Source organism: Escherichia sp. MOD1-EC6162 (assembly GCF_002965125.1).
Taxonomy (GTDB): domain Bacteria; phylum Pseudomonadota; class Gammaproteobacteria; order Enterobacterales; family Enterobacteriaceae; genus Escherichia; species Escherichia marmotae.
On record NZ_PTSB01000010.1, the window covers coordinates 106,712 to 129,617 of the forward strand.

The window sequence follows — 22,906 nt, forward strand, 5'->3', positions numbered from 1 at the left end:
AGTAGGTTAAAGCAATGAAACGCCCGGACTACAGGACATTACAGGCACTGGATGCGGTGATACGTGAACGAGGATTTGAGCGTGCGGCACAGAAATTGTGCATTACGCAATCAGCCGTCTCACAGCGCATTAAGCAGCTAGAAAATATGTTCGGGCAGCCGTTACTGGTGCGCACTGTCCCGCCGCGGCCTACTGAGCAAGGGCAAAAACTGCTGGCACTGCTTCGCCAGGTTGAGTTGCTGGAAGAGGAGTGGCTGGGCGATGAACAAACCGGTTCAACCCCGCTACTGCTTTCGCTTGCAGTCAACGCCGACAGCCTGGCAACCTGGCTGCTTCCGGCGCTCGCTCCTGTGCTGGCTGACTCGCCTATCCGTCTGAATTTACAGGTGGAAGATGAAACCCGTACCCAGGAGCGCCTGCGTCGTGGCGAAGTGGTCGGCGCGGTGAGTATTCAACATCAGGCGCTACCAAGCTGTCTTGTCGATAAACTTGGCGCGCTTGACTATCTGTTCGTCAGCTCCAAACCGTTTGCTGAGAAATACTTCCCCAACGGAGTAAGCCGCTCCGCGCTGCTCAAGGCACCGGTGGTGGCGTTTGACCATCTTGACGATATGCACCAGGCATTTTTGCAGCAAAACTTCGATCTGCCGCCAGGTAGCGTACCGTGCCATATCGTTAACTCGTCAGAAGCCTTCGTTCAACTCGCTCGCCAGGGAACAACCTGCTGTATGATCCCACACCTGCAAATTGAGAAAGAACTGGCTAGCGGCGAGTTAATAGACCTGACACCGGGGCTGTTTCAACGGCGAATGCTCTACTGGCATCGCTTTGCCCCAGAAAGCCGCATGATGCGTAAAGTCACTGATGCTTTGCTCGACTATGGTCACAAAGTACTTCGTCAGGATTAATCAATCACTTAATGCCTGATAGCACATATCAGGCATTTTCCTTCTTTCTTTTTACCTTCTTTGAACAACGTCACAAAAGAGACAAATCTCACACGGCAAAAAACGACGCCTCAATGCATTTTTTTTGCTGGCGACAAACCCGTTTAAAAAGCTCACCGTAAGCGCAAATCCCCTATTTTATTGCGCTTTATGGAGCAAATAATGTCAAACGTGCAGGAGTGGCAACAGCTTGCCAACAAGGAGTTGAGCTGTCGGGAAAAAACCGTCGACTCACTGGTACGGCAAACGGCGGAAGGGATCGCCATCAAGCCGCTGTATACCGAAGTCGATCTCAACAATCTGGAAGTGACAGGCACCCTTCCTGGCTTGCCGCCCTACGTTCGTGGCCCCCGCGCCACCATGTACACAGCCCAGCCATGGACCATCCGCCAATATGCCGGTTTCTCAACGGCCAAAGAGTCTAACGCCTTTTATCGCCGTAACCTCGCGGCCGGGCAAAAAGGTCTTTCCGTTGCCTTTGACCTCGCCACCCACCGCGGTTACGACTCCGACAATCCGCGTGTTGCTGGCGATGTCGGAAAAGCGGGCGTTGCTATAGACACCGTAGAAGATATGAAGGTGCTGTTCGACCAAATTCCACTGGATAAAATGTCGGTGTCAATGACCATGAACGGCGCAGTCCTGCCAGTACTGGCGTTTTATATCGTGGCCGCTGAAGAGCAAGGAGTTCCCCCCGATAAACTTACTGGCACCATCCAGAACGACATCCTGAAAGAGTACCTCTGCCGCAATACCTATATTTACCCGCCGAAACCGTCTATGCGCATTATCGCTGATATCATCGCCTGGTGTTCCGGCAATATGCCGCGCTTTAATACCATCAGTATTAGCGGCTACCACATGGGCGAAGCGGGTGCAAATTGCGTGCAGCAGGTGGCATTCACCCTGGCTGATGGGATTGAGTACATCAAAGCTGCACTCTCTGCTGGTCTGAAAATTGACGACTTTGCCCCACGTCTGTCGTTCTTCTTCGGTATTGGCATGGATCTGTTTATGAACATCGCCATGCTGCGTGCCGCACGTTATCTCTGGAGCGAAGCGGTAAGCGGATTTGGAGCCAAAGATCCGAAATCACTGGCGCTGCGTACCCATTGTCAAACCTCCGGCTGGAGTCTCACCGAGCAAGATCCCTATAACAACGTTATCCGCACCACCATTGAGGCACTGGCCGCGACTCTGGGCGGTACTCAGTCGCTGCATACCAACGCTTTTGATGAAGCTCTTGGTCTGCCGACCGATTTCTCGGCACGTATTGCCCGCAACACTCAGATCATTATTCAGGAAGAGTCAGAACTCTGCCGCACCGTCGATCCGCTAGCCGGTTCTTATTACGTTGAGTCACTAACTGATCAGATCGTGAAACAGGCCAGAGCCATCATTGATCAGATCGACGAAGCCGGTGGCATGGCGAAAGCGATCGAAGCGGGCTTGCCAAAACGAATGATCGAAGAAGCATCTGCGCGTGAACAATCGCTGATCGACCAGGGCAAACGGGTGATAGTTGGCGTGAACAAGTACAAACGGGATCACGAAGACAAAACCGATGTACTGGAGATCGACAATGTGATGGTTCGTAACGAGCAAATTGCTTCGCTGGAACGCATTCGTGCCACCCGTGATGATGCAGCCGTAACCGCCGCGCTGAACGCCCTGACTAACGCTGCGCTGCAAAACGAAAACCTGCTGGCTGCCGCTGTTAATGCAGCACGCGTTCGCGCGACATTGGGTGAGATTTCCGATGCACTGGAGGCCGCTTTTGACCGTTATCTGGTGCCGAGTCAGTGTGTTACCGGCGTGATTGCGCAAAGTTATCACCAGTCGGAAAAATCAGCCTGCGAATTTGATGCCATTGTTGCGCAAACGGAGCTGTTCCTCGCCAACAATGGTCGTCGCCCACGTATTCTGATCGCAAAAATGGGTCAGGATGGGCACGATCGCGGAGCGAAAGTCATTGCCAGCGCCTATTCCGATCTGGGTTTTGACGTTGATCTCAGCCCGATGTTCTCGACGCCAGAAGAGATCTCCAGACTGGCGGTAGAAAACGACGTTCATGTGGTGGGCGCATCCTCTCTCGCGGCTGGACACAAAACGCTGATCCCGGAACTGGTCGAAGCCCTTAAAAAATGGGGGCGCGAAGATATCTGTGTAGTCGCTGGCGGCGTTATTCCACCGCAAGATTATGCCTTCCTGCAAGAGCGTGGCGTGGCGGCGATTTATGGCCCGGGTACTCCCATGCTCGACAGTGTACGTGATGTGCTGAACCGAATTAGCCAGCATCATGATTAACGAAACCACACTAGCAGACAACATTCGCCGCTTACGTGAGGGTGAACGAGCCACACTTGCCCAAGCCATGACGCTGGTAGAAAGCCGCCATCCGCGTCATCAGGCGCTAAGTAACCTGTTGCTCGATGCCATCATGCCATTCTGTGGAAATGCGCTGCGGCTGGGCGTTACCGGTACACCCGGCGCGGGGAAAAGTACCTTTCTTGAAGTCTTCGGCATGCAGCTAATTCGCCAGGGGTTGAAGGTCGCGGTGATTGCCGTTGATCCCAGCAGCCCGGTAACCGGTGGCAGCATCCTTGGTGACAAGACACGTATGACCGAACTGGCTCGTGCCGATGCGGCGTTTATTCGCCCGGTTCCGTCATCTGGTCATCTGGGCGGTGCCAGCCAACGAGCACGGGAGTTAATGCTGTTATGCGAAGCGGCGGGTTATGACGTGGTGATCGTTGAAACCGTCGGCGTCGGACAGTCGGAAACGGAAGTAGCCCGCATGGTCGACTGTTTTATCTCACTACAAATTGCCGGTGGTGGTGATGATCTCCAGGGCATTAAAAAGGGGCTAATGGAGGTGGCAGATCTGGTTGTCATCAACAAAGACGATGGCGATAACCACACGAATGTCGCCATTGCCCGCCATATGTACGAAAGCGCCCTACATATTCTGCGTCGCAAATATGAAGAATGGCAACCACGAGTCCTCACCTGTAGCGCACTGGAAAAATGCGGTATCGATGAGATTTGGCACGCGATTATCGATTTCAAAACCGCGCTTACCGCCAGCGGTCGTTTGCCCCTGATGCGGCAGCAACAATCGGTGGAATGGCTGCGTAAGCAAACCGAGGAAGAAGTGCTGCACCACCTGTTCGCTAATGAAGATTTCGATCGCTATTACCGCCAGACGCTATTAGCAGTCAAAAACAACACGCTTTCGCCGCGCACCGGCCTGCGGCAACTCAGTGAATTTATCCAGACTCAATATTTTGATTAAAGGAATTTTTATGTCTTATCAGTATGTTAATGTTGTCACCATCAACAAAGTTGCGGTAATTGAGTTTAACTATGGCCGCAAACTCAATGCATTAAGTAAAGTCTTTATTGATGACCTGCTCCAGGCATTAAGCGATCTCAACCGTCCGGAAATCCGTTGTATCATTCTGCGTGCCCCGAGTGGTTCCAAAGTGTTCTCCGCAGGTCACGATATTCATGAACTGCCATCAGGCGGCCGCGATCCACTCTCCTACGATGATCCGCTACGCCAAATCACCCGCATGATCCAAAAATGCCCCAAACCGGTAATTTCGATGGTTGAAGGGAGCGTCTGGGGAGGCGCATTTGAAATGATCATGAGTTCCGATCTGATCATCGCCGCCAGCACCTCCACCTTCTCAATGACGCCAGTTAACCTCGGCGTCCCATATAACCTGGTCGGCATTCACAACCTGACCCGTGACGCGGGTTTCCACATTGTCAAAGAGCTGATTTTTACCGCTTCGCCAATCACAGCCCAACGCGCGCTGGCTGTTGGCATTCTCAACCACGTTGTTGACATCAACGAGCTGGAAGATTTCACCTTACAAATGGCTCACCACATTTCCGAAAAAGCACCGCTGGCGATTGCGGTAATCAAGGAAGAACTGCGCGTGTTGGGCGAAGCACACACCATGAATTCAGATGAGTTTGAACGTATTCAGGGGATGCGCCGGGAGGTTTATGACAGCGAGGATTATCAGGAAGGTATGAACGCCTTCCTGGAAAAACGTAAACCTAATTTCGTCGGTCATTAATGATCTGCGAACAAAGGAGTAAAGGATGAGTATGACCTGGGCAAGGATGACCGCCGATGAAGCGGCGGAAATTATCCGGCACAACGATATGGTGGCATTCAGCGGCTTTACCCCTGCGGGTTCACCTAAAGCCCTGCCTGCTGCTATTGCCCGTCGTGCCAATGAACAGCATGAGGCGAAAAAACCGTACCAAATTCGCCTGCTAACCGGAGCGTCAATTAGCGCCGCCGCCGATGATGTACTCTCTGAAGCTGACGCTGTTTCGTGGCGCGCTCCGTATCAAACATCATCTGGATTACGCAAAAAGATCAATCAGGGTGCGGTCAGTTTTGTTGATCTACATTTGAGCGAAGTAGCGCAAATGGTCAACTACGGCTTCTTCGGTGACATTGATGTTGCGGTAATTGAAGCTTCAGAGATCGCACCGGATGGACGTGTCTGGTTGACCAGTGGGATCGGTAACGCGCCGACCTGGTTACTGCAGGCAAAGAAAGTGATCATTGAACTCAATCACTATCACGATCCGCGCGTTGCGGAACTGGCAGATATTGTGATTCCAGGAGCACCACCGCGGCGCAATAGCGTTTCGATCTTCCATGCAATGGATCGCGTCGGTACTCGTTATGTGCACATTGATCCGAAAAAGATTGTTGCGGTCGTGGAAACCAACTTACCTGATGCAGGTAATATCCTGGATAAGCAAAATCCCATGTGCCAGCAAATCGCTGACAATGTAGTCACCTTTCTGTTACGTGAAATGGCACAGGGGCGTATTCCACCGGAGTTTTTGCCATTGCAAAGTGGGGTTGGCAACATCAATAATGCGGTAATGGCACGTCTCGGAGATAACCCGGATATTCCACCGTTTATGATGTATTCGGAAGTGCTACAGGAATCGGTGGTTCATCTTCTGGAAACCGGCAAAATCACCGGTGCCAGCGCCTCCAGTCTGACAATCTCTGCCGATTCACTGCGTAAGATTTACGACAATATGGACTACTTCTCCAGCCGCATTGTGTTACGTCCGCAGGAGATTTCCAATAACCCGGAAATTATCCGCCGCCTTGGTGTTATCGCTCTGAACGTGGGTCTGGAGTTTGATATTTACGGACATGCCAACTCAACGCATGTTGCCGGAGTTAATTTGATGAACGGTATCGGCGGCAGCGGCGATTTTGAACGCAATGCTTACCTGTCGATCTTTATGGCACCGTCGATCGCCAAAGAAGGCAAGATATCAACTATCGTGCCAATGTGTAGCCATGTCGATCACAGCGAACACAGCGTGAAAGTGATCATCACTGAACAAGGGATTGCCGACCTGCGCGGCCTCTCCCCACTTCAGCGCGCACGCGCTATCATCGATAACTGTGCCCATCCCATGTACCGTGACTATCTGCATCACTATCTGGAAAATGCACCTGGTGGGCATATTCACCACGATCTTAGCCACGTTTTCGATCTGCATCGTAACTTGATCGAAACTGGCTCGATGCTGAGTTAATTGCTCGTACCGTCACGATCTTCAGAAATTTGCTGTAGCATCGTGGCGGTATAGCGATGGTTTTTCAGTGAATAGAGGTATTCCTGCATATACATTGGCGTATGCGGCGCATCAAAATATTTCAGCGTTGCCGGGTTCACCAACCGCCAGGCAAAATGTGGAATGACTGTCAGGAAATGTCCGCGCTCAACGGCGCTTATTTTGGCCATAAAACTGTAGGGACGATAAATGATTGTTGGATTAATCCCACAAGGACGCATGTTCGCATCAATCATCGCTTCATAGTTAGCGCGGTTCTGAAAGCGCATCTGTAACCACGGCAGCTCCTGTAATAACTCCTGCTCCTGGCGTTCTTCAAAACGGCGAGAAACGAGAAACCCCAGTCGCAGCGGCGAAAGTTCGCTGATAGTCAGGCTCTCCAACCCCTTTACACGCCCGGAGACATGCTGCGGAGAGATAATAAAATCAAACTGGTGGTGGAAGAGATTATCAATAACCCCATTCTCACTAAACTCAACCGGCTGGGCTGTCACCCCTTCATATTTATCACCAAGGCTGATTAGCTGATCAAAAATAATCGTCGGATAGGTATTATCTATACCAATTACAATTTCACGAGAACGACGCCCGGAATTATGAATTTCATTATCAATAGCAGAAATTCGTTGGTAAACCGGAAAAAGTTTTTGATAAAGTTCCTGTCCAGCTTTATTAAGACTAATATTGTTATCTTTACGGGTAAACAATGTATAACCAATTTGCTCCTCCAGCGCGGCAATACTTTTGCCGAACGGCGACGCCGTCATATGTATTTTTTCTGCTGCCCGGGCAATATTATTAGTTTGCGCTAATAAAATAAAATTGCGCATCTTTTTTGAAATAAAAATATCCATACCCTCTCCCCAAACATCACTGTCCGCTTAACCGTTTCAGTTATTCAATCTTTGATGAAATCGCGTGCAAAGATAGGTGATTGCATCATGGTTTTACAGAAAATTACAGAAAAAGGAGGCGATATCAGGTGAAGACATTAGCCCGACAAAGGCGTCGGGCTAAAAGTATTATTGTGCGGTAGGTGTTTTTGCAGGTTGCTGATCAACAGGTTCTAACTGGAAGACCACATCAACCTGATCATCAAACTGAATAGCAGCCTGCTCGTAAGTTTCCTGAGTGGAAACCGGCGCGGCATCAGCTTTCATCATTCGAACCATCGGGCTGGGCTGATAGTTGGAAACATGGTAGCGCACGCTATATACCGGCCCCAACTTGCGATTAAAGCCGTTCGCCAGCTCCTGTGCCTGATGAATCGCATTATCAATCGCCGCCTTACGCGCTTTATCTTTATAGGCATCAGGTTGCGCCACACCCAAGGAAACAGAACGAATTTCGTTAAGCCCGGCCTTCAGCGCGCCATCCAGCAAAGAATTCAGTTTGTCTAACTGACGAAGCGTTACTTCCACCGTTCTCACCGCCCGGTAGCCTTTCAGAATACTTTTACCATCCTGGTAATCGTAATCAGGCTGGGTGCGTAAATTTGCAGAGCTGATATCTTTTTTCGCGATCTGATTGAGTTCAAGGAAAGAGATATATTGCGCCACACGCTCATCCGCCTGCTTCTTGGCGGTCGCGGCATCCTTCGCTGCCACGTTGACTTCAATCGCAAGGGTGGCAATGTCTGGCACCGCATCCACGCTTGCTGTTCCTGAAGTGACAATATGCGGACCATCCGGTAGTTCATTGGCCTGTACTGCCATTCCGCTGAAACCCATCAATGCCGCCAGGGCGATAACTTTGAACTTCACGTTAGTCTCTCCGTGTTAATTGACTTGCCCAAAATTCAGGACCTCTGGAGGCAAGCTTAGCGTCTCTGTTTTAATTTTCCATCAGATAGCACCTAACTGAACAAGGCTTGTGCATGGGCAATCCCCTCTTTCGCCAGTTGTAGAGCGATAAACCACATCACGCAGCCCACCATGAAATTGATAATGCGCTGCGCTTTGGCGGTACGCAAACGCGGTGCCAGCCAGGCGGCTAATAACGCCAGGCCAAAAAACCACAGGAAAGAGGCGCTAATCGTCCCGAATGCAAACCAACGTTTTGGGTCAGGATCAAGTTGACCGCCCAGGCTGCCCAGTACCACAAAGGTATCCAGATAGACATGCGGATTCAGCCAGGTCACCGCCAGCATGGTGGCGATAATTTTCCATCGCCCCTGTTTCATCACTTCGGCACTCGCCAGTTCAATATTACTGCCCATCGCAGTTTTAAAAGCGCCAAAGCCATACCACAACAAAAAGGCAACACCACCCCAGGTCACTAATGCCAATAACCACGGAGACTGCATCAGTAACGCGCTACCGCCAAAAATCCCGGCGCAAATCAGGACTAAATCGCTGATTGCACAAAGTAAGGCAATCATTATGTGGTACTGACGGCGAATGCCCTGATTCATCACAAAAGCATTTTGCGGACCGAGCGGCAGGATCATAGCCGCACCAAGCGCAAGACCTTGAAAATAATAAGAAAACACGTTAAAACTTCCGAGTTAATTACCTGATGCAGAGACTATAGCGCGGGATTGTTATTAGATAAAATTGATAATTCTAATAGCATATAAATAATTTTAATATTAATTTAAATAATTCTACTCGGTGACTGATTTTAGAATAACAATCTCAACATTCCCCATGGCATAAACGACGTTATGGCTCGCTTCCCTGCTCGCGTTGTAAAGGACTAACACAATGCAATCATATGATCTCACTCTGCTCCCCTACCCTATCCGCGAAAATATGCCGCAACAACAAGGTTGGTGCTTTGGACTACCACCAGGCATAACACCCGAACAGTGGCCGCTGGATCCAAATAATGGTTTCCCATTGAATCATGGATTTACCCTACTATTGCCAGAGGACTATCGGATTTATGGACCAGAGGTTGTCGCGTTATCTTTCTTTGCAGTTGCGCCAGAACACAACGATGGCGGAACTCCATGTACAGAAGAAATATTGGATGTGTTTGAAAATTTTGAATCCTGCACGCCCCCAGAAGATCCAAATCTTTATGTTTTTTGGCTGGCAGAAAAGCAACGACATCCACGGCTATTTCGGATGGCAGATATATTAGGTTGTTCTTATGCGGTAATTTTACTAACCCAGTACGAGTTCAACGGCCCATTTTGCGAGCCACCTGAACTTATACCTGACCACTATCGCGACCAGCAAGATACGCCAGAATGGATGGCTATTGGCAGTGCATTTAGTTATTTTCAGGCTAACGTCAGACCAAAAGATACGCCTGAAAGCAATTTTATTTACCGTAAATTGGGCACCATTCCTGAGCAGTCGCTGGCGTTCAATCTGGCGATTTCATGCGAGCCGCGCGCTTTTGATCCTAATGCGGGAATTAGCCCCTCAGAAAGAAATGATACGGAATATCAGTCCATTCATTATTTTTCTAAAGATGCAGAGGGAAAGAGTAAATGTGAACCTCTCCAGTGGCATAGCGCACATCTGCCCGATCATCTCGGTGGTTCGATGGCGCTCGTGCAGCCTATACCAGACGGAATGTCGCCTTATTATATTGAGTTTGAAGAGTATTTCGGCGGGTATAATTTTGGCACAGGTAATGCCTGGCTGGACTTTAAAAATATGAAGTTTGATTTTAGTTGTTAAAGTTCACTGCTTTTAATATTAACGACGATCAACAAAATTACAGAAGGAACTGATATGACATTCAAACACTTTTTATTTTCTCTGATATCAGGGTTACTTCTGGTATCTTTCCCCAACATTGCTGCTGAAAAAATACTTCGCTATACCGATCATGAACCTTATGGTGGAATGCGTACACAACTCATTAAAGAGGTATTATTTGCAGAAATTGGAAAAGAGTCACAAGGACGTTTGAAAATTGAACCTCACTGGAACGGTGAAATCGCCATCAGCTATGACGCACTGGCGACGATAAGTGATGGCAGCAAAGCTGATATGGGTATAGTGGTGCCAGAATACACAGCGAAACAATTACCGCTTCATCAAATATTCAAGAGCTTTGCTATTGGCCCGGAGCATGGAGCCAGTCAGGTAGAATTCTTTCGTCGCGTATATGCAGAAATTCCCGAACTTAACGCTGAAATTGAGCGTAACAATGTCGTGAACTTACAATTTTTCCTTGGCTATCCGGTAGGCTTTTTTTCTACCAAACCCATTATGAAATTAACCGCTCTTCAGGGAACTTCCTGGCGAACAGCCAGTTTCTGGCATCGGGCTTATTTAGTTAATACAGGAGCAAAAACCGTAACCTTACCGTGGAATGAGCAAATTACGACAGCACTCCGCGACGGGAAACTCGATGGCTTAATGGTCAATCTCGATAGCGGGTATGACATCCATGCTGAACGTGCTGCGCCGAATGTGTTGCTCTCTCCTTCGCTCTGGCTCGGCCATGTTTATCTTTTGACGATGAATAAACACACCTGGGAAAGCCTCAGTACTCAAGATCGCGAGGCGATTCAGCGAGCTGCTATTACAACCCAGAAGGCGCTGGGCCAGGCATTAGATAACAATCTGATCAACATGGTAAAAACGCTTGAACAGGAAGGCACACATGTTCGCTATCTGACAAAAGCAGAACTGGAGGCCTGGCGGAAAGCGATTGGTTATCAGCAAGAACAAGCTCAGTGGGTAGCAAAGCAGAAAGCTGAAGGTATAGACAATGCCAGGGAAGTGATGCAAAAAGTTGCCAATCTTCTTGATAGAACAATCCATTGAATTGTTAGTGCGCCCATGAATCTTATGGGCGCTTTACATGATTAACGCGTTACCGCATCGCTCTCTTTATTCTCTTTCACCCGCTTGAAGTTCACATCCATTTGCGGATATGGGAAGCTGATACCAGCAGCATCAAACTCGCGTTTAATACGTTCCAGCACGTCCCAGTACACGTTTTGCAGATCACCGCTGTTGCTCCAGGCACGAACGATAAAATTAACCGAGGATGCGCCAAGTTCATGCAGGCGCACGGTAATTTCACGATCTTTTAAAATACGATCTTCGGACTGAATAATATCAGTCAGGATCTGCTTAACCTGATCGATATCAGAATCATACGCCACGCCAATGATAAATTCGTTACGGCGCGCCGGCTCGCGAGAGAAGTTAATAATATTACCGGCAATAATTTTACCGTTCGGAATAACGATAATTTTACCGTCTGCGGTGCGCATAGTCGTAGAGAAAATCTGCACGCTCTGCACAGTACCGGCAACACCGCCGAGGTCAACATATTCACCGGCACGGAACGGGCGGAACATTACCAGCAACACGCCAGCGGCCAGGTTAGACAGCGAACCCTGCAACGCCAAACCTACAGCTAAACCTGCGGCACCCAGTACGGCGATAACCGATGCGGTTTGTACGCCCACGCGACCCAGTGCAGCAATTAGCGTAAAGGCAATAACTGCGTAACGGACTAATGCAGAAAGAAAATCAGCAACGGTGGCATCAATTTTACGGGAGATCATCAGGCGATTCACCGCATTGGAAATCATCCGCGCGACAATCAAACCAATGATGATAATCGCGAGAGCCGCCACGATGTTTACAGCATAACTCAGCAACAGCGCCTGATTATTCACCAACCAGGAACCTGCACCGTGTATGCTATCGACAACATTCAAATCTTCCATTCAATATTCCTTTTCAACTGACTCAAAATGGAGAAATACACTCCGCCGCCTTATGACGGGCAGTCTGACAAGGGTAAACAATAAAGTATAATTTTGCCAAATAGATCACAAATTTCTTAAGTACATCACCTTGCTTTTGGCGAAAAAAAGCCCCGCAGAGTGGGGCTCAGACATATGACAATGTGCGCTTTGTCATGCCGGATACGGCGTGAACGCCTTATCCGGCCAACAAAAACCTGCAAATTCAATATATTGCAGGATACGTGTAGGCCTGATAAGCGTAGCGCATCAGGCAATTTTGCTTTTGGCGAAAAAAAGACCCGCAGAGCGGGTCTTGAGATAAGCAGAAAGGAATATCTTACAGAACGTCGATTGCGTTCAGTTCCTGGAATGCTTTTTCCAGACGAGCGATCATCGAAGTCTGACCAGCACGCAGCCATACGCGCGGATCGTAGTATTTCTTGTTCGGCTGATCTTCGCCTTTCGGGTTGCCCAATTGACCCTGCAGGTAAGCTTCGTTTTCTTTGTAGTAGTTCAGAACACCTTCCCAGGTTGCCCATTGGGTATCGGTATCGATGTTCATTTTCACTACGCCGTAGCTTACGGAGTCTTTGATTTCCTGAGCAGTAGAACCGGAACCGCCGTGGAATACGAAGTTCAGGCTGTTGTGCGGCAGGTTGTGTTTCTTAGAAACATATTCCTGAGAATCACGCAGGATAGTCGGGGTCAGAACCACGTTACCCGGCTTGTAAACGCCGTGTACGTTACCGAAGGAAGCCGCGATGGTGAAACGCGGGCTGATTTTGCTCAGCTCGGTGTATGCGTAATCAACGTCTTCCGGCTGGGTGTACAGTGCAGAAGCGTCCATGTGGCTGTTGTCCACACCGTCTTCTTCACCACCAGTGCAACCCAGTTCGATTTCCAGAGTCATACCGATTTTGGACATGCGCTCCAGGTATTTAGAGCAGATTTCGATGTTCTCTTGCAGAGATTCTTCAGACAGGTCGATCATATGAGAAGAGAACAGCGGCTTACCGGTAGCTGCGAAGTGTTTTTCACCTGCGTCCAGCAGACCGTCAATCCACGGCAGCAGTTTCTTCGCGCAGTGGTCAGTGTGCAGGATTACAGGAACACCGTAGTGTTCAGCCATCTGGTGTACGTGATGCGCACCAGAGATAGCGCCCAGGATTGCAGCCCCCTGCGGAACATCAGATTTCACGCCTTTACCAGCGATAAAGGAAGCACCGCCGTTGGAGAACTGAACGATAACCGGCGCTTTAACTTTAGCAGCGGTTTCCAGTACGGCGTTGATGGAGTCAGTACCGACGCAGTTTACTGCTGGCAGTGCGAAGTTATTTTCTTTTGCTACCTGGAAAACTTTCTGTACGTCATCACCAGTGATTACGCCAGGTTTTACGAAATCAAAAATCTTAGACATGTTTCTTTGTCCTGTATCGTCGGGCTTGAGAAAAAGTGCGTGCTACATGAGCGCGCTGAAACAAGGGCAGGTTTCCCTGCCCTGTGATTTTTTACTTCTTAGCGCGCTCTTCGAGCATCGCTACTGCAGGCAGTACTTTACCTTCTACGAATTCAAGGAATGCGCCGCCACCAGTGGAGATGTAGGAGATTTTGTCAGCAATGCCGAACAGGTCGATTGCTGCCAGAGTGTCGCCGCCGCCAGCGATGGAGAACGCTTCGCTATCTGCGATAGCGTTAGCCACGATTTCAGTACCTTTGCGGAAGTTCGGGAATTCGAACACGCCAACCGGGCCGTTCCACAGAATAGTTTTCGCATTCTTCAGGATTTCAGCCAGTTCCTGTGCGGAAGCATCACCGATATCCAGGATCTGCTCGTCAGCTTTCACGTCGTTAACAGATTTCAGGGTAGCCGGAGCAGTTTCAGAGAACTCAGTTGCTACGCGAACATCAGACGGAACCGGGATGTTGCAGGTGGTCAGCAGACGTTTTGCTTCGTCAACCAGGTCTGCTTCGTACAGAGATTTACCTACATCGTGGCCTTGTGCCGCGATAAAGGTGTTTGCGATACCACCACCAACGATCAACTGGTCAGCGATTTTAGACAGGGAATCCAGAACGGTCAGTTTGGTAGAAACTTTAGAACCACCAACGATAGCCACCATCGGACGAGCAGGTTCTTTCAGTGCTTTACCCAGCGCGTCAAGTTCAGCCGCCAGCAGCGGGCCTGCGCACGCAACGTCAGCAAATTTACCGATACCATGAGTAGAAGCCTGCGCGCGGTGAGCAGTACCGAATGCGTCCATTACGAATACGTCACACAGTGCAGCATATTTTTTGGACAGGGTTTCGTCGTCTTTCTTCTCGCCTTTGTTGAAGCGAACGTTTTCCAGAACAACCAGTTCACCTTCAGCAACGTCAACGCCGTCGAGGTAATCTTTAACCAGACGAACCGGGTTAGACAGTTTGTCTTTCAGGTAGTTAACAACCGGCAGCAGAGAGAATTCTTCGTTGTACTCGCCTTCGGTAGGACGACCCAGGTGGGAAGTTACCATCACTTTCGCGCCTTGTTTCAGGGCCAGTTCAATGGTCGGCAGAGAAGCACGGATACGTGCGTCGCTGGTTACTTTCCCGTCTTTTACTGGTACGTTCAGATCCGCACGGATAAATACACGTTTCCCAGCAAGATCCAGATCGGTCATCTTAATTACAGACATGGTGAATCCTCTCGTTGATTCTAAAAGTTTTGCAGACGCTGCTTGCGTCTTACCTGAAAGCAACAGCGGCCATTGCTAACGTCGTGTCGATCATTCGGTTAGCAAAGCCCCATTCGTTATCGCACCAGACCAACGTTTTGATCAGGTGTGCGCCACTGACCCGGGTTTGGGTGCCATCGACAATGGCACTGTGCGGGTCGTGGTTAAAATCTACAGAGACCAACGGCAATTCCGTATAGTCAACTATACCATGAAATGCACCTTGTGCTGCCTTTTGCAACAACTGGTTGACTTCATTGGCTTTTACAGGTTTCTTCACCGTCACGCTCAGGTCGATTGCCGTCACATTAATGGTTGGCACACGTACCGCAATCGCTTCAAAGCGATCGTTAAACTGCGGGAAAAAACGCGTGATACCGGCGGCCAGTTTAGTATCGACCGGGATGATCGACTGACTGGCGGCCCGAGTGCGGCGCAGGTCGGGATGGTACGCATCAATAACCTGCTGATCGTGCATGGCGGAGTGAATTGTGGTCACAGTGCCGGACTCAATGCCGTACGCATCATCTAACAATTTGATGACGGGAATTATGCAATTCGTGGTACAGGAAGCGTTAGAAACAATGCGGTGTTCCGCGCGAAGTTGATCCTGATTGACGCCATAAACAATAGTTGCGTCGAGATCGTTGCTGCCAGGATGTGAAAAGAGCACTTTTTGGGCCCCGGCGGCAATATGCGCTTCGCCATGCTCGCGGGTGCCATACACGCCGGTGCAATCGAGCACCACATCGACGCCAAGTTCACGCCAGGGGAGTGATTGCAGTGAACGTTCATGCAATACGCGGATGGCGTCATCACCAACAAAAAGTTGATCGCGTTCCTGACGCACTTCCCATGCAAAACGGCCATGACTGGTGTCATATTTCAACAAATGCGCCATGCCCGCAGCATCCGCCAGTTCGTTGATTGCCACCACGGTGATTTCCGCCCGGCGTCCGGATTCATACACAGCACGAACCACATTACGCCCGATGCGACCGAAGCCATTTATCGCTACGCGTACGGTCATAGGTCTCCTGCAAGGCTTTCTCAAAGCAAATTTTCCAGACAGAGTAGTCCAGCAAATCGTTCGGGAAAACCTTACCTGTCGCAAATTGCGACTGATTGGTTAATTGTCGAACATTTAATCGACTGAAACGCTTCAGCTAGGATAAGCGAAACGCGGAATAAAAGGAATGATTGTCCAGTCAAAGAAGACAATTATCTGACTTACGTCACGTTTTTGGCCATGGTATGCCAGGAATTATTCCACTTTGCAGAATCACGAATAAGCGTAGCAAAATCTTTTCGCTGTGCCGTCATAAACCCTGATTTATATCAGAATATGACTGATGTCGCGTCGATATCATCCGCAATACGTCCGAGTTTCGGAGTACTTCAATGATGACATTGCCCCACCTTTATTCTTCAACTGCGCGCTTTTACGCGCTGCGCCTGCTTCCCGATCAGGAAGTTTTCTCTCAATTACGCACCTTCGCGCGACAGCAACAACTTCACGCCGCGTGGATTGCGGGTTGTACCGGCAGTCTGACTGACGTCGCCTTACGCTATGCCGGGCAAGAAAACACCACTCATCTTCGCGGTAAGTTTGAAGTAATCGCACTGAACGGCACACTGGAACAGACAGGTGAACATCTTCATCTCTGCATTTCAGACCCACACGGCGCAATGCTCGGCGGTCATATGATGCCTGGCTGTACCGTGCGCACCACCCTTGAACTGGTGATCGGTAGCCTGGAAGAACTGGCATTCAGTCGCCAGCCTTGCGCGCTTTCTGGTTACGACGAGTTGCATATTTCCCCTGTTAAATAACACCCTTTAGAGAGGTTTTCTTATGGCGCGTCGCCACTTTTCCAGTCAGGCTTTGGTGCTGATCGTTATCTCTATCGCCATCAATATGATCGGCGGTCAACTGGCCAGCATAGTCAAATTGCCTATTTTTCTCGACTCCATCGGCACGCTTATTAGCGCGGTACTGCTTGGTCCAGTGATCGGTATGCTGACCGGCTTACTGACCAATTTACTCTGGGGGTTACTGACTGACCCGATCGCCGCCGCTTTTGCCCCCGTGGCGATGGTCATCGGTCTGGTCGCGGGTTGGCTGGCGCGAGCGGGTTGGTTCCGTACTCTGCCGAAAGTCATTGTCAGCGGGGTGATTATTACTCTTGCGGTGACAATTGTTGCCGTGCCGCTGCGTACAGCCTTGTTTGGCGGAGTAACCGGTAGCGGAGCGGATTTGTTCGTCGCCTGGATACATTCAATGGGGCAAAACCTGGTGGAATCAGTGGCGATTACGGTGATAGGCGCTAACCTGGTCGATAAAATTCTCACGGCGGTGATTGTCTGGCTTTTACTGCGACAACTACCGATTCGCACCACACGCCATTTTCCAATGATGGCCGCCGTGCGCTAAATGCATCCGTTTACCTCATTAACGTTGTGGGCGCTGGCTGCCTGCACCACGCTTATCCTGCCCGCGCAGAGCATTTTGCCGATCTATAGCGCGGCGACCTTTTTCTGCCTTATCGCGCTAAAGGCCACGCGGCGGCGGGCAAAATATGTCACCTGGCTGATGTTTTCGCTGGGCGTCGGTCTGTGGCTGGTGCACGGTGGCTGGCTGACAGAATGGATAAGTGACGCGCCACGCTCTCCAGAACGGTGGGCACATGCCATTACGCTCTGGTTGCGTATTCTGGCTATTGTCTCAACTTCACAGTTGTGGATGCAATTCGTCCCCGTGCAAGGTTTTATCCGCGCTTTGTTTGCTTCTCGCCTGCCGCCGGGCGTCGCTTATCTGTTTGCCGGGCCGTTATTGGTCGTTGAGCAGTTAAAACGACAATTAGCGATTATTTATGAAGCACAACGCGCTCGCGGCGTGCCGCTGGATGAAGGCTGGTATCAACGTTTACGTGCGATGCCCGCGTTAATTATTCCGCTAACTCATAATGCGCTTAACGATCTGGCGATCCGCGGCGCGGCGCTGGATATGCGGGCATTTCGACTCCACAACCGGCGCACTACGCTGTGGGCACCACCTGACAGTAACCTGGAAAAAGTGGCGCGTTACACCATGATCTTGCTGATGCTGGCAGAATTCGGAGCGTGGATATGGTTACGTTAGAACAGTTTCGCTATTGCCCGACACACTCAACAATTCCTCCGTTCTGTTATGACTTTTACTATGACGAACCGGGGATGATCGCCATCTTTGGGGACAACGGCAGTGGCAAAAGCACGCTGGCGCAACTGATGGCGGGTTGGTATCCCGACTTCTTGCCAGGTGACATAGCTGGTACGGGAATGCTCCTCGATACGCCCATTGGGCAACGCTCACTCAACGAACAATCTGCGACCATTCAACTCGTCCAGCAATCCCCCTACTTGCAGCTTTCTGGCTGTACCTTCAACGTAGAAGAAGAAGTCGCGTTTGGGCCAGAAAATCTGTGTCTTGCTGAAGCAGAGATTATGGCGCGTATTGACGCCGCTCTGACTCTGACCGGGTGCCAGCCATTGCGTCATCGCCATCCGGCAACACTCTCCGGCGGGGAAACCCAACGCGTGGTCATCGCTTGTGCTATCGCGATGCTACCTAAGATTTTAATTCTCGACGAAGCCTTTAGCCGACTGACGTCGCAGGCCAGCGAAATGCTGTTGCAGCGCTTACAACACTGGGCGTTGAAACGTGATTCGCTGATTATTCTTTTTGAACGCCATCAAACACCTTTCCTGAACTACTGCCAGCAAGCGTGGCAACTGCAAAACGGAGCACTCCAGCCATTATGTTAACGTTAAATCAGGTTACTTATCGCTGGCCTGACGCAGCAACGGATTGTCTTTGCAACATTTCTCTACAACTCAAAAAAGGTGAATGGCTGGCGCTGACCGGCGACAATGGCGCGGGAAAATCGACCCTGTTGCGTATCATGGCGGGTCTTCTACCCCCTTCGTCCGGCACGGTAATGTTGCAACATCTGGCGCTACATACACTCAAGAACCGCCAACGCGCGACAAACATTGGTGTGCTGTTTCAGGAAGCGGAAAACCAGTTATTTCACAGTACCGTCGCGGAAGAGATCGCATTTGGTTTGAAACTGCAAAAATGCCCAACTGATGAAATTGCTCAACGCACCGACGCTGTCCTGCAATGCTGTCAGTTAACAGATGTTGCCAGCGCTCATCCGTTAGATCTGCATAGCGCCCAGCGACGGATGGTAGCCGTCGCCTGCCTGGAAGCTCTCGCCCCGCCGCTGTTATTACTTGACGAACCGAGCCGGGATTTTGACGCCCAATGGCTGGCAGTATTTGAAAGTTGGCTGGAAAAGTGCCGCCTTCGTGGCACGAGTGTGGTGGCAATCAGTCATGACGCCGCATTTACCCGGCGTCATTTTTCTCGCGTCATGCGACTGGAAGGTGGTGTAGTGAGGGAGGTCAATCTGCCAGACAGTATTCACCGTTAGGCGTCATCATTAAGGTCAAATTTGCAGGCCGACTCTGTTCCAGCACCCGACGAACATTCGGCCCGTCGGTACGTTCATAAAAAGCTTCAGCATCTGCCTGCGATAATCCCCCCGCCAACTTGCGCCCCACCAGTCGTTCCCGTAACACAGATGCGGGCGCGTTGATAAATATCGAGAAATCACAAAATTGCGCTAACGTGCGCCACTGCTCGTCATCCAGCAATAGCCAGTTTCCTTCGACGATGACCAGCGGCGCGGTAACGTGCAACGCATCTTCTACCGGATCATGTTTTTGTCGATCATACTGCGGCCACGTACAGTCGCCTTGCACGGCCTGACGCAGATTTTCCGCCAGTTTCGCCACGTCAAACGTTTGCGGCGCGCCTTTATAAGGGCGAAGCTGATGCTCATCCAGCCAGATGTTGTAATGGTGAAAACCATCCATCGGGAGCGTCTGAATAGCGGGTAATTCGGGATCTTGTTGTGCGAGATATTCCCAGAAGGTAGTTAAGGTAGATTTACCCGTCCCTGGTGGAGCACTCAGAAATACCACCGTACGCCGCTGCGGGTTTACCGCCTGTAAAGCCGCCAGCATACGCAGTAGCGGTTTATGTACATTTTCAATTTCATCATCAGAGTACTGCGCCTGTACCTTTAGTCCATTCACCGTCAGTTCGATTTTCACGGCGTTAATTCCTTTAAAGTTGTCGTTACTGCCAGCGTCAGCGCCGTTTTGACCATTCCGCTAAAACGCGCCTCTGACCAGACCGCGAAATCAGCGAACTTCATCGCTTTCAACGCATCATAGAGGGAAGTATTACGGGTTATGCTATTAACGTTGCTGATAAAATCCCAGGTAATGTCATCGACAAATCCGGGCGTTTCATTCTGCTCGTTCAGGTAATGCCAGAATTGAGAAAAGTGCGTAATATCGGCGTACAGCCATTTATCCATTTTCCCCAGCGCATAAATCAAACGCAGCGCAACATCAATATCGTCAAGCGGGCCGCTTTGGGCGAGCAACGGCTTCACTGCATATTCCACGATCTCTTCATCGTTATCGACAAACAGCGACGGCAGAAACTGGCGTATCCCCTGGAGCAAAATGGCATGCGCAGTTTTCATAAATGACAATAAATTGTCCTGTGCATCCAGTTGCTCAAGCACATCATCTTCTGTCAGCGTCGCCATTCGTCTTCCGATAGATCACCATCAATGCAGGGAGTCTATTATATTACACGTTTGGTCTGCGCCACCGATCAGTAATGTCTGCGTCCGCACCCCATTCGCCGTCTGTTGTATACCGTTCACCAGCTCTCCGCCCGTCACACCCGTGGCGCTAAAGAGGATATTTTTATCTCTCACCAGTTCGTCGAGCGAGTACACACGGTTGACCTCAACCCCCATTTCCTTGCAACGCTGGCGCTCCTGTTGTGCAATCTGCCGATTTTCCGTGTAATCACCTTTGGCCTGACAAAAATCAATAAGCTCTGCCTGCATATCTCCGCCTAACGCTTTGACTGCACAGGCAGAAATAACGCCTTCTGGCGCACCACCGATGGTGTACATCACGTCGTAAGGATTATCCTGCCAGCAAGTCAGCACACTGGCAGCAACATCGCCATCCGGCAGGGCGAATACTTTCACGCCCAGTTGCGTCGCTTCTTCAATCGCGGCATGAAGACGGGGTTTATCCAGCGTAACCATGCGTAATCGATCCAATGGTTTGCCCAATGCTTTTGCCACATTGCGCAAGTTATCCGTCAGGGGCAAAGACAGATTAATCACTCCTGCAGCCAGTCGGTTAACGACCAGTTTTTTCATATACATATCGGGCGCGTGTAACAGGCTATCTCGTGGGGCGAAGGCCATTACTGCCAGGGCATTACTCTGCCCCATCGCCACCATCCGGGTGCCTTCAATCGGATCAACCGCAATATCGACTTCTGGCCCATCACCTTTGCCAACCTCTTCGCCAATCCACAGCATCGGCGCATGGTCAATTTCCCCCTCACCGATAACCACTCTCCCACGAAAAGCGACGTCGTTTAATGCCTGACGCATCGCGGTAACCGCCAGGCCATCAATTTTATTTTTGTCGCCACATCCGGTTTGCGGCCAGGCAGCCAACGCGGCCTGTTCCGTAACGCGAAATAATGGCCACGCAAGGGACATCATTGCGCGGCCTCCCCGATATCAACGCCAAATTGTGCCAGCAGATATTTCTCGGCCTGTTCATTCCAGATGCCGTGCGTTTCCTCAACCCGTCGCGCCAACTCTTTAAACAGCGGATCTGTTTTCCCTTTTTCGGCAAAATCGGCAATGGCGGTCAGCGGCATGGTGACGCCGTTATAAATGAGTTTTTTACCGCCGGGAATATCCGGCAAATTGAGTACGGTTTCTGGCACCGCATCCAGGCCACCAATATGGGTCACCATAAACGACGGCTGCAACTGCCCCGTGGCGCTAAGGGCAATCGCCTCTTTCATATCATCCGTAGAACCACCGGACGTCCCAACGACGTGAGTGCTGTTGTAATGCACGTTGTAAAAGTTAAACGGCACTTTGAAGTTTTTATCCGTTGGCCCGGCAAAGAAGTTCAGACAACCATCTTCCGCCAGCAATTCATCAGCCATCTCAACGACCGAAGGCACCGCCGCATAGACAAAAACATCATCGAACCCGACATCTCCTGTCAGCGACCGCAGCATCTGTACCGGATCGCTCATCCCTTTGGTATTCACGTATACCAGCTCAATCCCTTTGCTGGCCGCCATCTCCACCGGCAGCAGCTTCTGTACTTGTGCCAGCCGTTTTTCATCGATGTCGACCACTACCACCCGTGATGGTTGAATGCCGCCGTTAATGGCGTAATCGATAGCGCCAATTCCCATCGGGCCAGCACACGCCAGTAGCGCAATATTGCCGCCAGATTTGACGCCCATTCGATGCTCATAAACATATTGCGTAGTGTGATAATTAGCATGATAAGCGCCAATAATGCAGCACATCGGCTCCGCCAGCGACGCCGCAGCAAAATAAGAGCCGTGATACGGTAATACGCAGCCTAAATTAATCGCGATTTCAGGAATAATCATATAGGTGGCATTACCACCAAAATATTCGTAGCTGTATCCCGCAGAATATCCGCTGGGTAACCCCATCGCAGGCTGTAAAACAAATCGCTGACCTTTTTTATATTTGTCGGTAAGATTTTTACCCACTTCAACAATGACTCCGGCACATTCATGCCCGGTGATCGCCGGGTGATTTTCTAAATCGTCCGGCACCCGTTTATGTTCGCTACCAAGCAACGCCGCTTTCCAGGTGGATAAACAAACACTATCAGAAATTACACTGACCAGCAGTTCATTATCAGTAATTTCGGGTAACTCAAATTCACGCAGACGGATATCCCGCTTGCCATAAATAGCAGCAACTTTGGTTTTCATTTTTACCTCTGCA

General features: G+C 50.2%; 23 protein-coding genes. 12 read left to right on the forward strand and 11 right to left on the reverse strand.

The genetic code is table 11. The annotated features are described in order from the left end of the window. Positions 1-14: 14 nt before the first annotated feature. From argP to scpC, 5 genes are all read left to right on the forward strand, one after another. On the forward strand, positions 15-908 hold the full coding sequence (argP, locus tag A9587_RS10725; RefSeq protein ID WP_000828349.1) for a DNA-binding transcriptional regulator ArgP: 894 nt from the start codon (positions 15-17) through the stop codon (positions 906-908). Positions 909-1,109: 201 nt separating this feature from the next. Next, positions 1,110-3,254: a methylmalonyl-CoA mutase gene (gene scpA / locus A9587_RS10730; protein WP_105263549.1), complete on the forward strand. Its 2,145-nt coding sequence runs from the start codon at positions 1,110-1,112 to the stop codon at positions 3,252-3,254. Further along, complete coding sequence (meaB, locus tag A9587_RS10735) at positions 3,247-4,242, forward strand: methylmalonyl Co-A mutase-associated GTPase MeaB (RefSeq protein ID WP_000606737.1); 996 nt, start codon at positions 3,247-3,249, stop codon at positions 4,240-4,242. The genes scpA and meaB overlap by 8 nt, the downstream gene beginning before the upstream one ends. A 10-nt stretch (positions 4,243-4,252) precedes the next feature. After that, the gene (scpB, locus tag A9587_RS10740) at positions 4,253-5,038 is read left to right on the forward strand and encodes a methylmalonyl-CoA decarboxylase (protein WP_000122073.1); all 786 of its coding nucleotides are present in this window, start codon (positions 4,253-4,255) and stop codon (positions 5,036-5,038) included. 25 nt (positions 5,039-5,063) lie between these two features. Next, positions 5,064-6,542, forward strand: a complete 1,479-nt coding sequence (gene scpC, locus A9587_RS10745) for a propionyl-CoA:succinate CoA transferase (RefSeq protein WP_000063070.1) — start codon at positions 5,064-5,066, stop codon at positions 6,540-6,542. Here the strand turns inward: scpC and srsR are convergent. The 3 genes from srsR to argO form a co-directional block, all read right to left on the reverse strand. Next, positions 6,539-7,435: a LysR family transcriptional regulator SrsR gene (srsR, locus tag A9587_RS10750; RefSeq protein ID WP_000350787.1), complete on the reverse strand. Its 897-nt coding sequence runs from the start codon at positions 7,433-7,435 to the stop codon at positions 6,539-6,541. The genes scpC and srsR overlap by 4 nt on opposite strands. Before the next feature lie 168 nt (positions 7,436-7,603). After that, a complete protein-coding gene (locus tag A9587_RS10755; RefSeq protein ID WP_000669823.1) occupies positions 7,604-8,344 on the reverse strand; it encodes an oxidative stress defense protein in 741 nt (246 codons plus the stop codon). 92 nt (positions 8,345-8,436) lie between these two features. Next, positions 8,437-9,072, reverse strand: a complete 636-nt coding sequence (argO, locus tag A9587_RS10760; RefSeq protein ID WP_105263548.1) for an arginine exporter ArgO — start codon at positions 9,070-9,072, stop codon at positions 8,437-8,439. Between the two features lie 214 nt (positions 9,073-9,286). On the opposite strand from argO, the gene A9587_RS10765 reads away from it, so the two are divergent. Next, positions 9,287-10,216, forward strand: a complete 930-nt coding sequence (locus A9587_RS10765; RefSeq protein ID WP_105263547.1) for a hypothetical protein — start codon at positions 9,287-9,289, stop codon at positions 10,214-10,216. A gap of 54 nt (positions 10,217-10,270) precedes the next feature. Beyond that, complete coding sequence (dctP, locus tag A9587_RS10770; protein WP_000142897.1) at positions 10,271-11,314, forward strand: TRAP transporter substrate-binding protein DctP; 1,044 nt, start codon at positions 10,271-10,273, stop codon at positions 11,312-11,314. Positions 11,315-11,355: 41 nt separating this feature from the next. On the opposite strand, the gene mscS is transcribed toward dctP, so the two are convergent. The 4 genes from mscS to epd form a co-directional block, all read right to left on the reverse strand. After that, positions 11,356-12,231: a small-conductance mechanosensitive channel MscS gene (gene mscS / locus A9587_RS10775; RefSeq protein ID WP_000389807.1), complete on the reverse strand. Its 876-nt coding sequence runs from the start codon at positions 12,229-12,231 to the stop codon at positions 11,356-11,358. A gap of 358 nt (positions 12,232-12,589) precedes the next feature. Beyond that, complete coding sequence (fbaA, locus tag A9587_RS10780) at positions 12,590-13,669, reverse strand: class II fructose-bisphosphate aldolase (RefSeq protein WP_000034375.1); 1,080 nt, start codon at positions 13,667-13,669, stop codon at positions 12,590-12,592. 91 nt (positions 13,670-13,760) lie between these two features. Next, entirely contained in the window at positions 13,761-14,924 is a 1,164-nt protein-coding gene (gene pgk / locus A9587_RS10785; protein WP_000111269.1) for a phosphoglycerate kinase, read from the reverse strand. Between the two features lie 49 nt (positions 14,925-14,973). After that, positions 14,974-15,993, reverse strand: a complete 1,020-nt coding sequence (epd, locus tag A9587_RS10790) for an erythrose-4-phosphate dehydrogenase (protein ID WP_000218495.1) — start codon at positions 15,991-15,993, stop codon at positions 14,974-14,976. 371 nt (positions 15,994-16,364) lie between these two features. Here epd and A9587_RS10800 point away from each other — a divergent pair, with 371 nt between their 5' ends. Genes A9587_RS10800 through A9587_RS10820 form a run of 5 tightly spaced genes read left to right on the forward strand, consistent with a single transcriptional unit; the run spans position 16,365 to position 19,441 of the window. Continuing rightward, positions 16,365-16,796, forward strand: coding sequence for a PPC domain-containing DNA-binding protein (locus tag A9587_RS10800; protein ID WP_000988684.1), 432 nt, complete (start codon positions 16,365-16,367; stop codon positions 16,794-16,796). A 22-nt stretch (positions 16,797-16,818) separates the two neighbouring features. Further along, entirely contained in the window at positions 16,819-17,397 is a 579-nt protein-coding gene (locus A9587_RS10805) for an ECF transporter S component (protein WP_000113901.1), read from the forward strand. Further along, positions 17,398-18,105 (forward strand): energy-coupling factor transporter transmembrane component T, encoded by a 708-nt coding sequence (locus A9587_RS10810; RefSeq protein ID WP_061090720.1) that lies wholly within the window; start codon positions 17,398-17,400, stop codon positions 18,103-18,105. It begins immediately after the preceding gene. Then, positions 18,093-18,770 (forward strand): energy-coupling factor ABC transporter ATP-binding protein, encoded by a 678-nt coding sequence (locus A9587_RS10815; RefSeq protein WP_016262518.1) that lies wholly within the window; start codon positions 18,093-18,095, stop codon positions 18,768-18,770. The genes A9587_RS10810 and A9587_RS10815 overlap by 13 nt, the downstream gene beginning before the upstream one ends. After that, positions 18,764-19,441 carry an ABC transporter ATP-binding protein gene (locus A9587_RS10820; protein ID WP_001517045.1) on the forward strand — a complete coding sequence of 226 codons (678 nt, stop codon included), beginning with the start codon at positions 18,764-18,766 and terminating at the stop codon, positions 19,439-19,441. Before A9587_RS10815 ends, A9587_RS10820 begins: the two co-directional genes overlap by 7 nt. On the opposite strand, the gene A9587_RS10825 is transcribed toward A9587_RS10820, so the two are convergent. The 4 genes from A9587_RS10825 to A9587_RS10840 are packed head-to-tail and all read right to left on the reverse strand — an operon-like array spanning position 19,413 to position 22,893. Next, positions 19,413-20,126: a nucleoside/nucleotide kinase family protein gene (locus tag A9587_RS10825; protein WP_000687729.1), complete on the reverse strand. Its 714-nt coding sequence runs from the start codon at positions 20,124-20,126 to the stop codon at positions 19,413-19,415. The two genes, A9587_RS10820 and A9587_RS10825, sit on opposite strands and share 29 nt — an antisense overlap. Beyond that, positions 20,123-20,632 carry a fumarase E gene (gene fumE / locus A9587_RS10830; protein ID WP_001517047.1) on the reverse strand — a complete coding sequence of 170 codons (510 nt, stop codon included), beginning with the start codon at positions 20,630-20,632 and terminating at the stop codon, positions 20,123-20,125. The genes A9587_RS10825 and fumE overlap by 4 nt, the downstream gene beginning before the upstream one ends. Positions 20,633-20,653: 21 nt before the next feature. After that, a complete protein-coding gene (gene glpX, locus A9587_RS10835) occupies positions 20,654-21,619 on the reverse strand; it encodes a class II fructose-bisphosphatase (protein WP_016249178.1) in 966 nt (321 codons plus the stop codon). Continuing rightward, positions 21,616-22,893: a zinc-binding dehydrogenase gene (locus tag A9587_RS10840; protein WP_016249179.1), complete on the reverse strand. Its 1,278-nt coding sequence runs from the start codon at positions 22,891-22,893 to the stop codon at positions 21,616-21,618. The genes glpX and A9587_RS10840 overlap by 4 nt, the downstream gene beginning before the upstream one ends. Positions 22,894-22,906: the final 13 nt, after the last annotated feature.

Bases quoted from the DNA above. Each gene is read 5' to 3' on its own strand.
- meaB (WP_000606737.1), top strand. From the start codon at position 3,247: ATGATTAACGAAACCACACTAGCAGACAACATTCGCCGCTTACGTGAG.
- fumE (WP_001517047.1), bottom strand. From the start codon at position 20,632: ATGGCGACGCTGACAGAAGATGATGTGCTTGAGCAACTGGATGCACAG.
- srsR (WP_000350787.1), bottom strand. From the start codon at position 7,435: ATGGATATTTTTATTTCAAAAAAGATGCGCAATTTTATTTTATTAGCG.
- A9587_RS10840 (WP_016249179.1), bottom strand. From the start codon at position 22,893: ATGAAAACCAAAGTTGCTGCTATTTATGGCAAGCGGGATATCCGTCTG.
- mscS (WP_000389807.1), bottom strand. From the start codon at position 12,231: ATGGAAGATTTGAATGTTGTCGATAGCATACACGGTGCAGGTTCCTGG.
- A9587_RS10820 (WP_001517045.1), top strand. From the start codon at position 18,764: ATGTTAACGTTAAATCAGGTTACTTATCGCTGGCCTGACGCAGCAACG.
- scpC (WP_000063070.1), top strand. From the start codon at position 5,064: ATGAGTATGACCTGGGCAAGGATGACCGCCGATGAAGCGGCGGAAATT.
- A9587_RS10810 (WP_061090720.1), top strand. From the start codon at position 17,398: ATGCATCCGTTTACCTCATTAACGTTGTGGGCGCTGGCTGCCTGCACC.
- A9587_RS10805 (WP_000113901.1), top strand. From the start codon at position 16,819: ATGGCGCGTCGCCACTTTTCCAGTCAGGCTTTGGTGCTGATCGTTATC.
- dctP (WP_000142897.1), top strand. From the start codon at position 10,271: ATGACATTCAAACACTTTTTATTTTCTCTGATATCAGGGTTACTTCTG.
- pgk (WP_000111269.1), bottom strand. From the start codon at position 14,924: ATGTCTGTAATTAAGATGACCGATCTGGATCTTGCTGGGAAACGTGTA.
- argP (WP_000828349.1), top strand. From the start codon at position 15: ATGAAACGCCCGGACTACAGGACATTACAGGCACTGGATGCGGTGATA.
- scpA (WP_105263549.1), top strand. From the start codon at position 1,110: ATGTCAAACGTGCAGGAGTGGCAACAGCTTGCCAACAAGGAGTTGAGC.
- A9587_RS10800 (WP_000988684.1), top strand. From the start codon at position 16,365: ATGATGACATTGCCCCACCTTTATTCTTCAACTGCGCGCTTTTACGCG.
- A9587_RS10765 (WP_105263547.1), top strand. From the start codon at position 9,287: ATGCAATCATATGATCTCACTCTGCTCCCCTACCCTATCCGCGAAAAT.
- fbaA (WP_000034375.1), bottom strand. From the start codon at position 13,669: ATGTCTAAGATTTTTGATTTCGTAAAACCTGGCGTAATCACTGGTGAT.
- A9587_RS10815 (WP_016262518.1), top strand. From the start codon at position 18,093: ATGGTTACGTTAGAACAGTTTCGCTATTGCCCGACACACTCAACAATT.
- scpB (WP_000122073.1), top strand. From the start codon at position 4,253: ATGTCTTATCAGTATGTTAATGTTGTCACCATCAACAAAGTTGCGGTA.
- epd (WP_000218495.1), bottom strand. From the start codon at position 15,993: ATGACCGTACGCGTAGCGATAAATGGCTTCGGTCGCATCGGGCGTAAT.
- glpX (WP_016249178.1), bottom strand. From the start codon at position 21,619: ATGATGTCCCTTGCGTGGCCATTATTTCGCGTTACGGAACAGGCCGCG.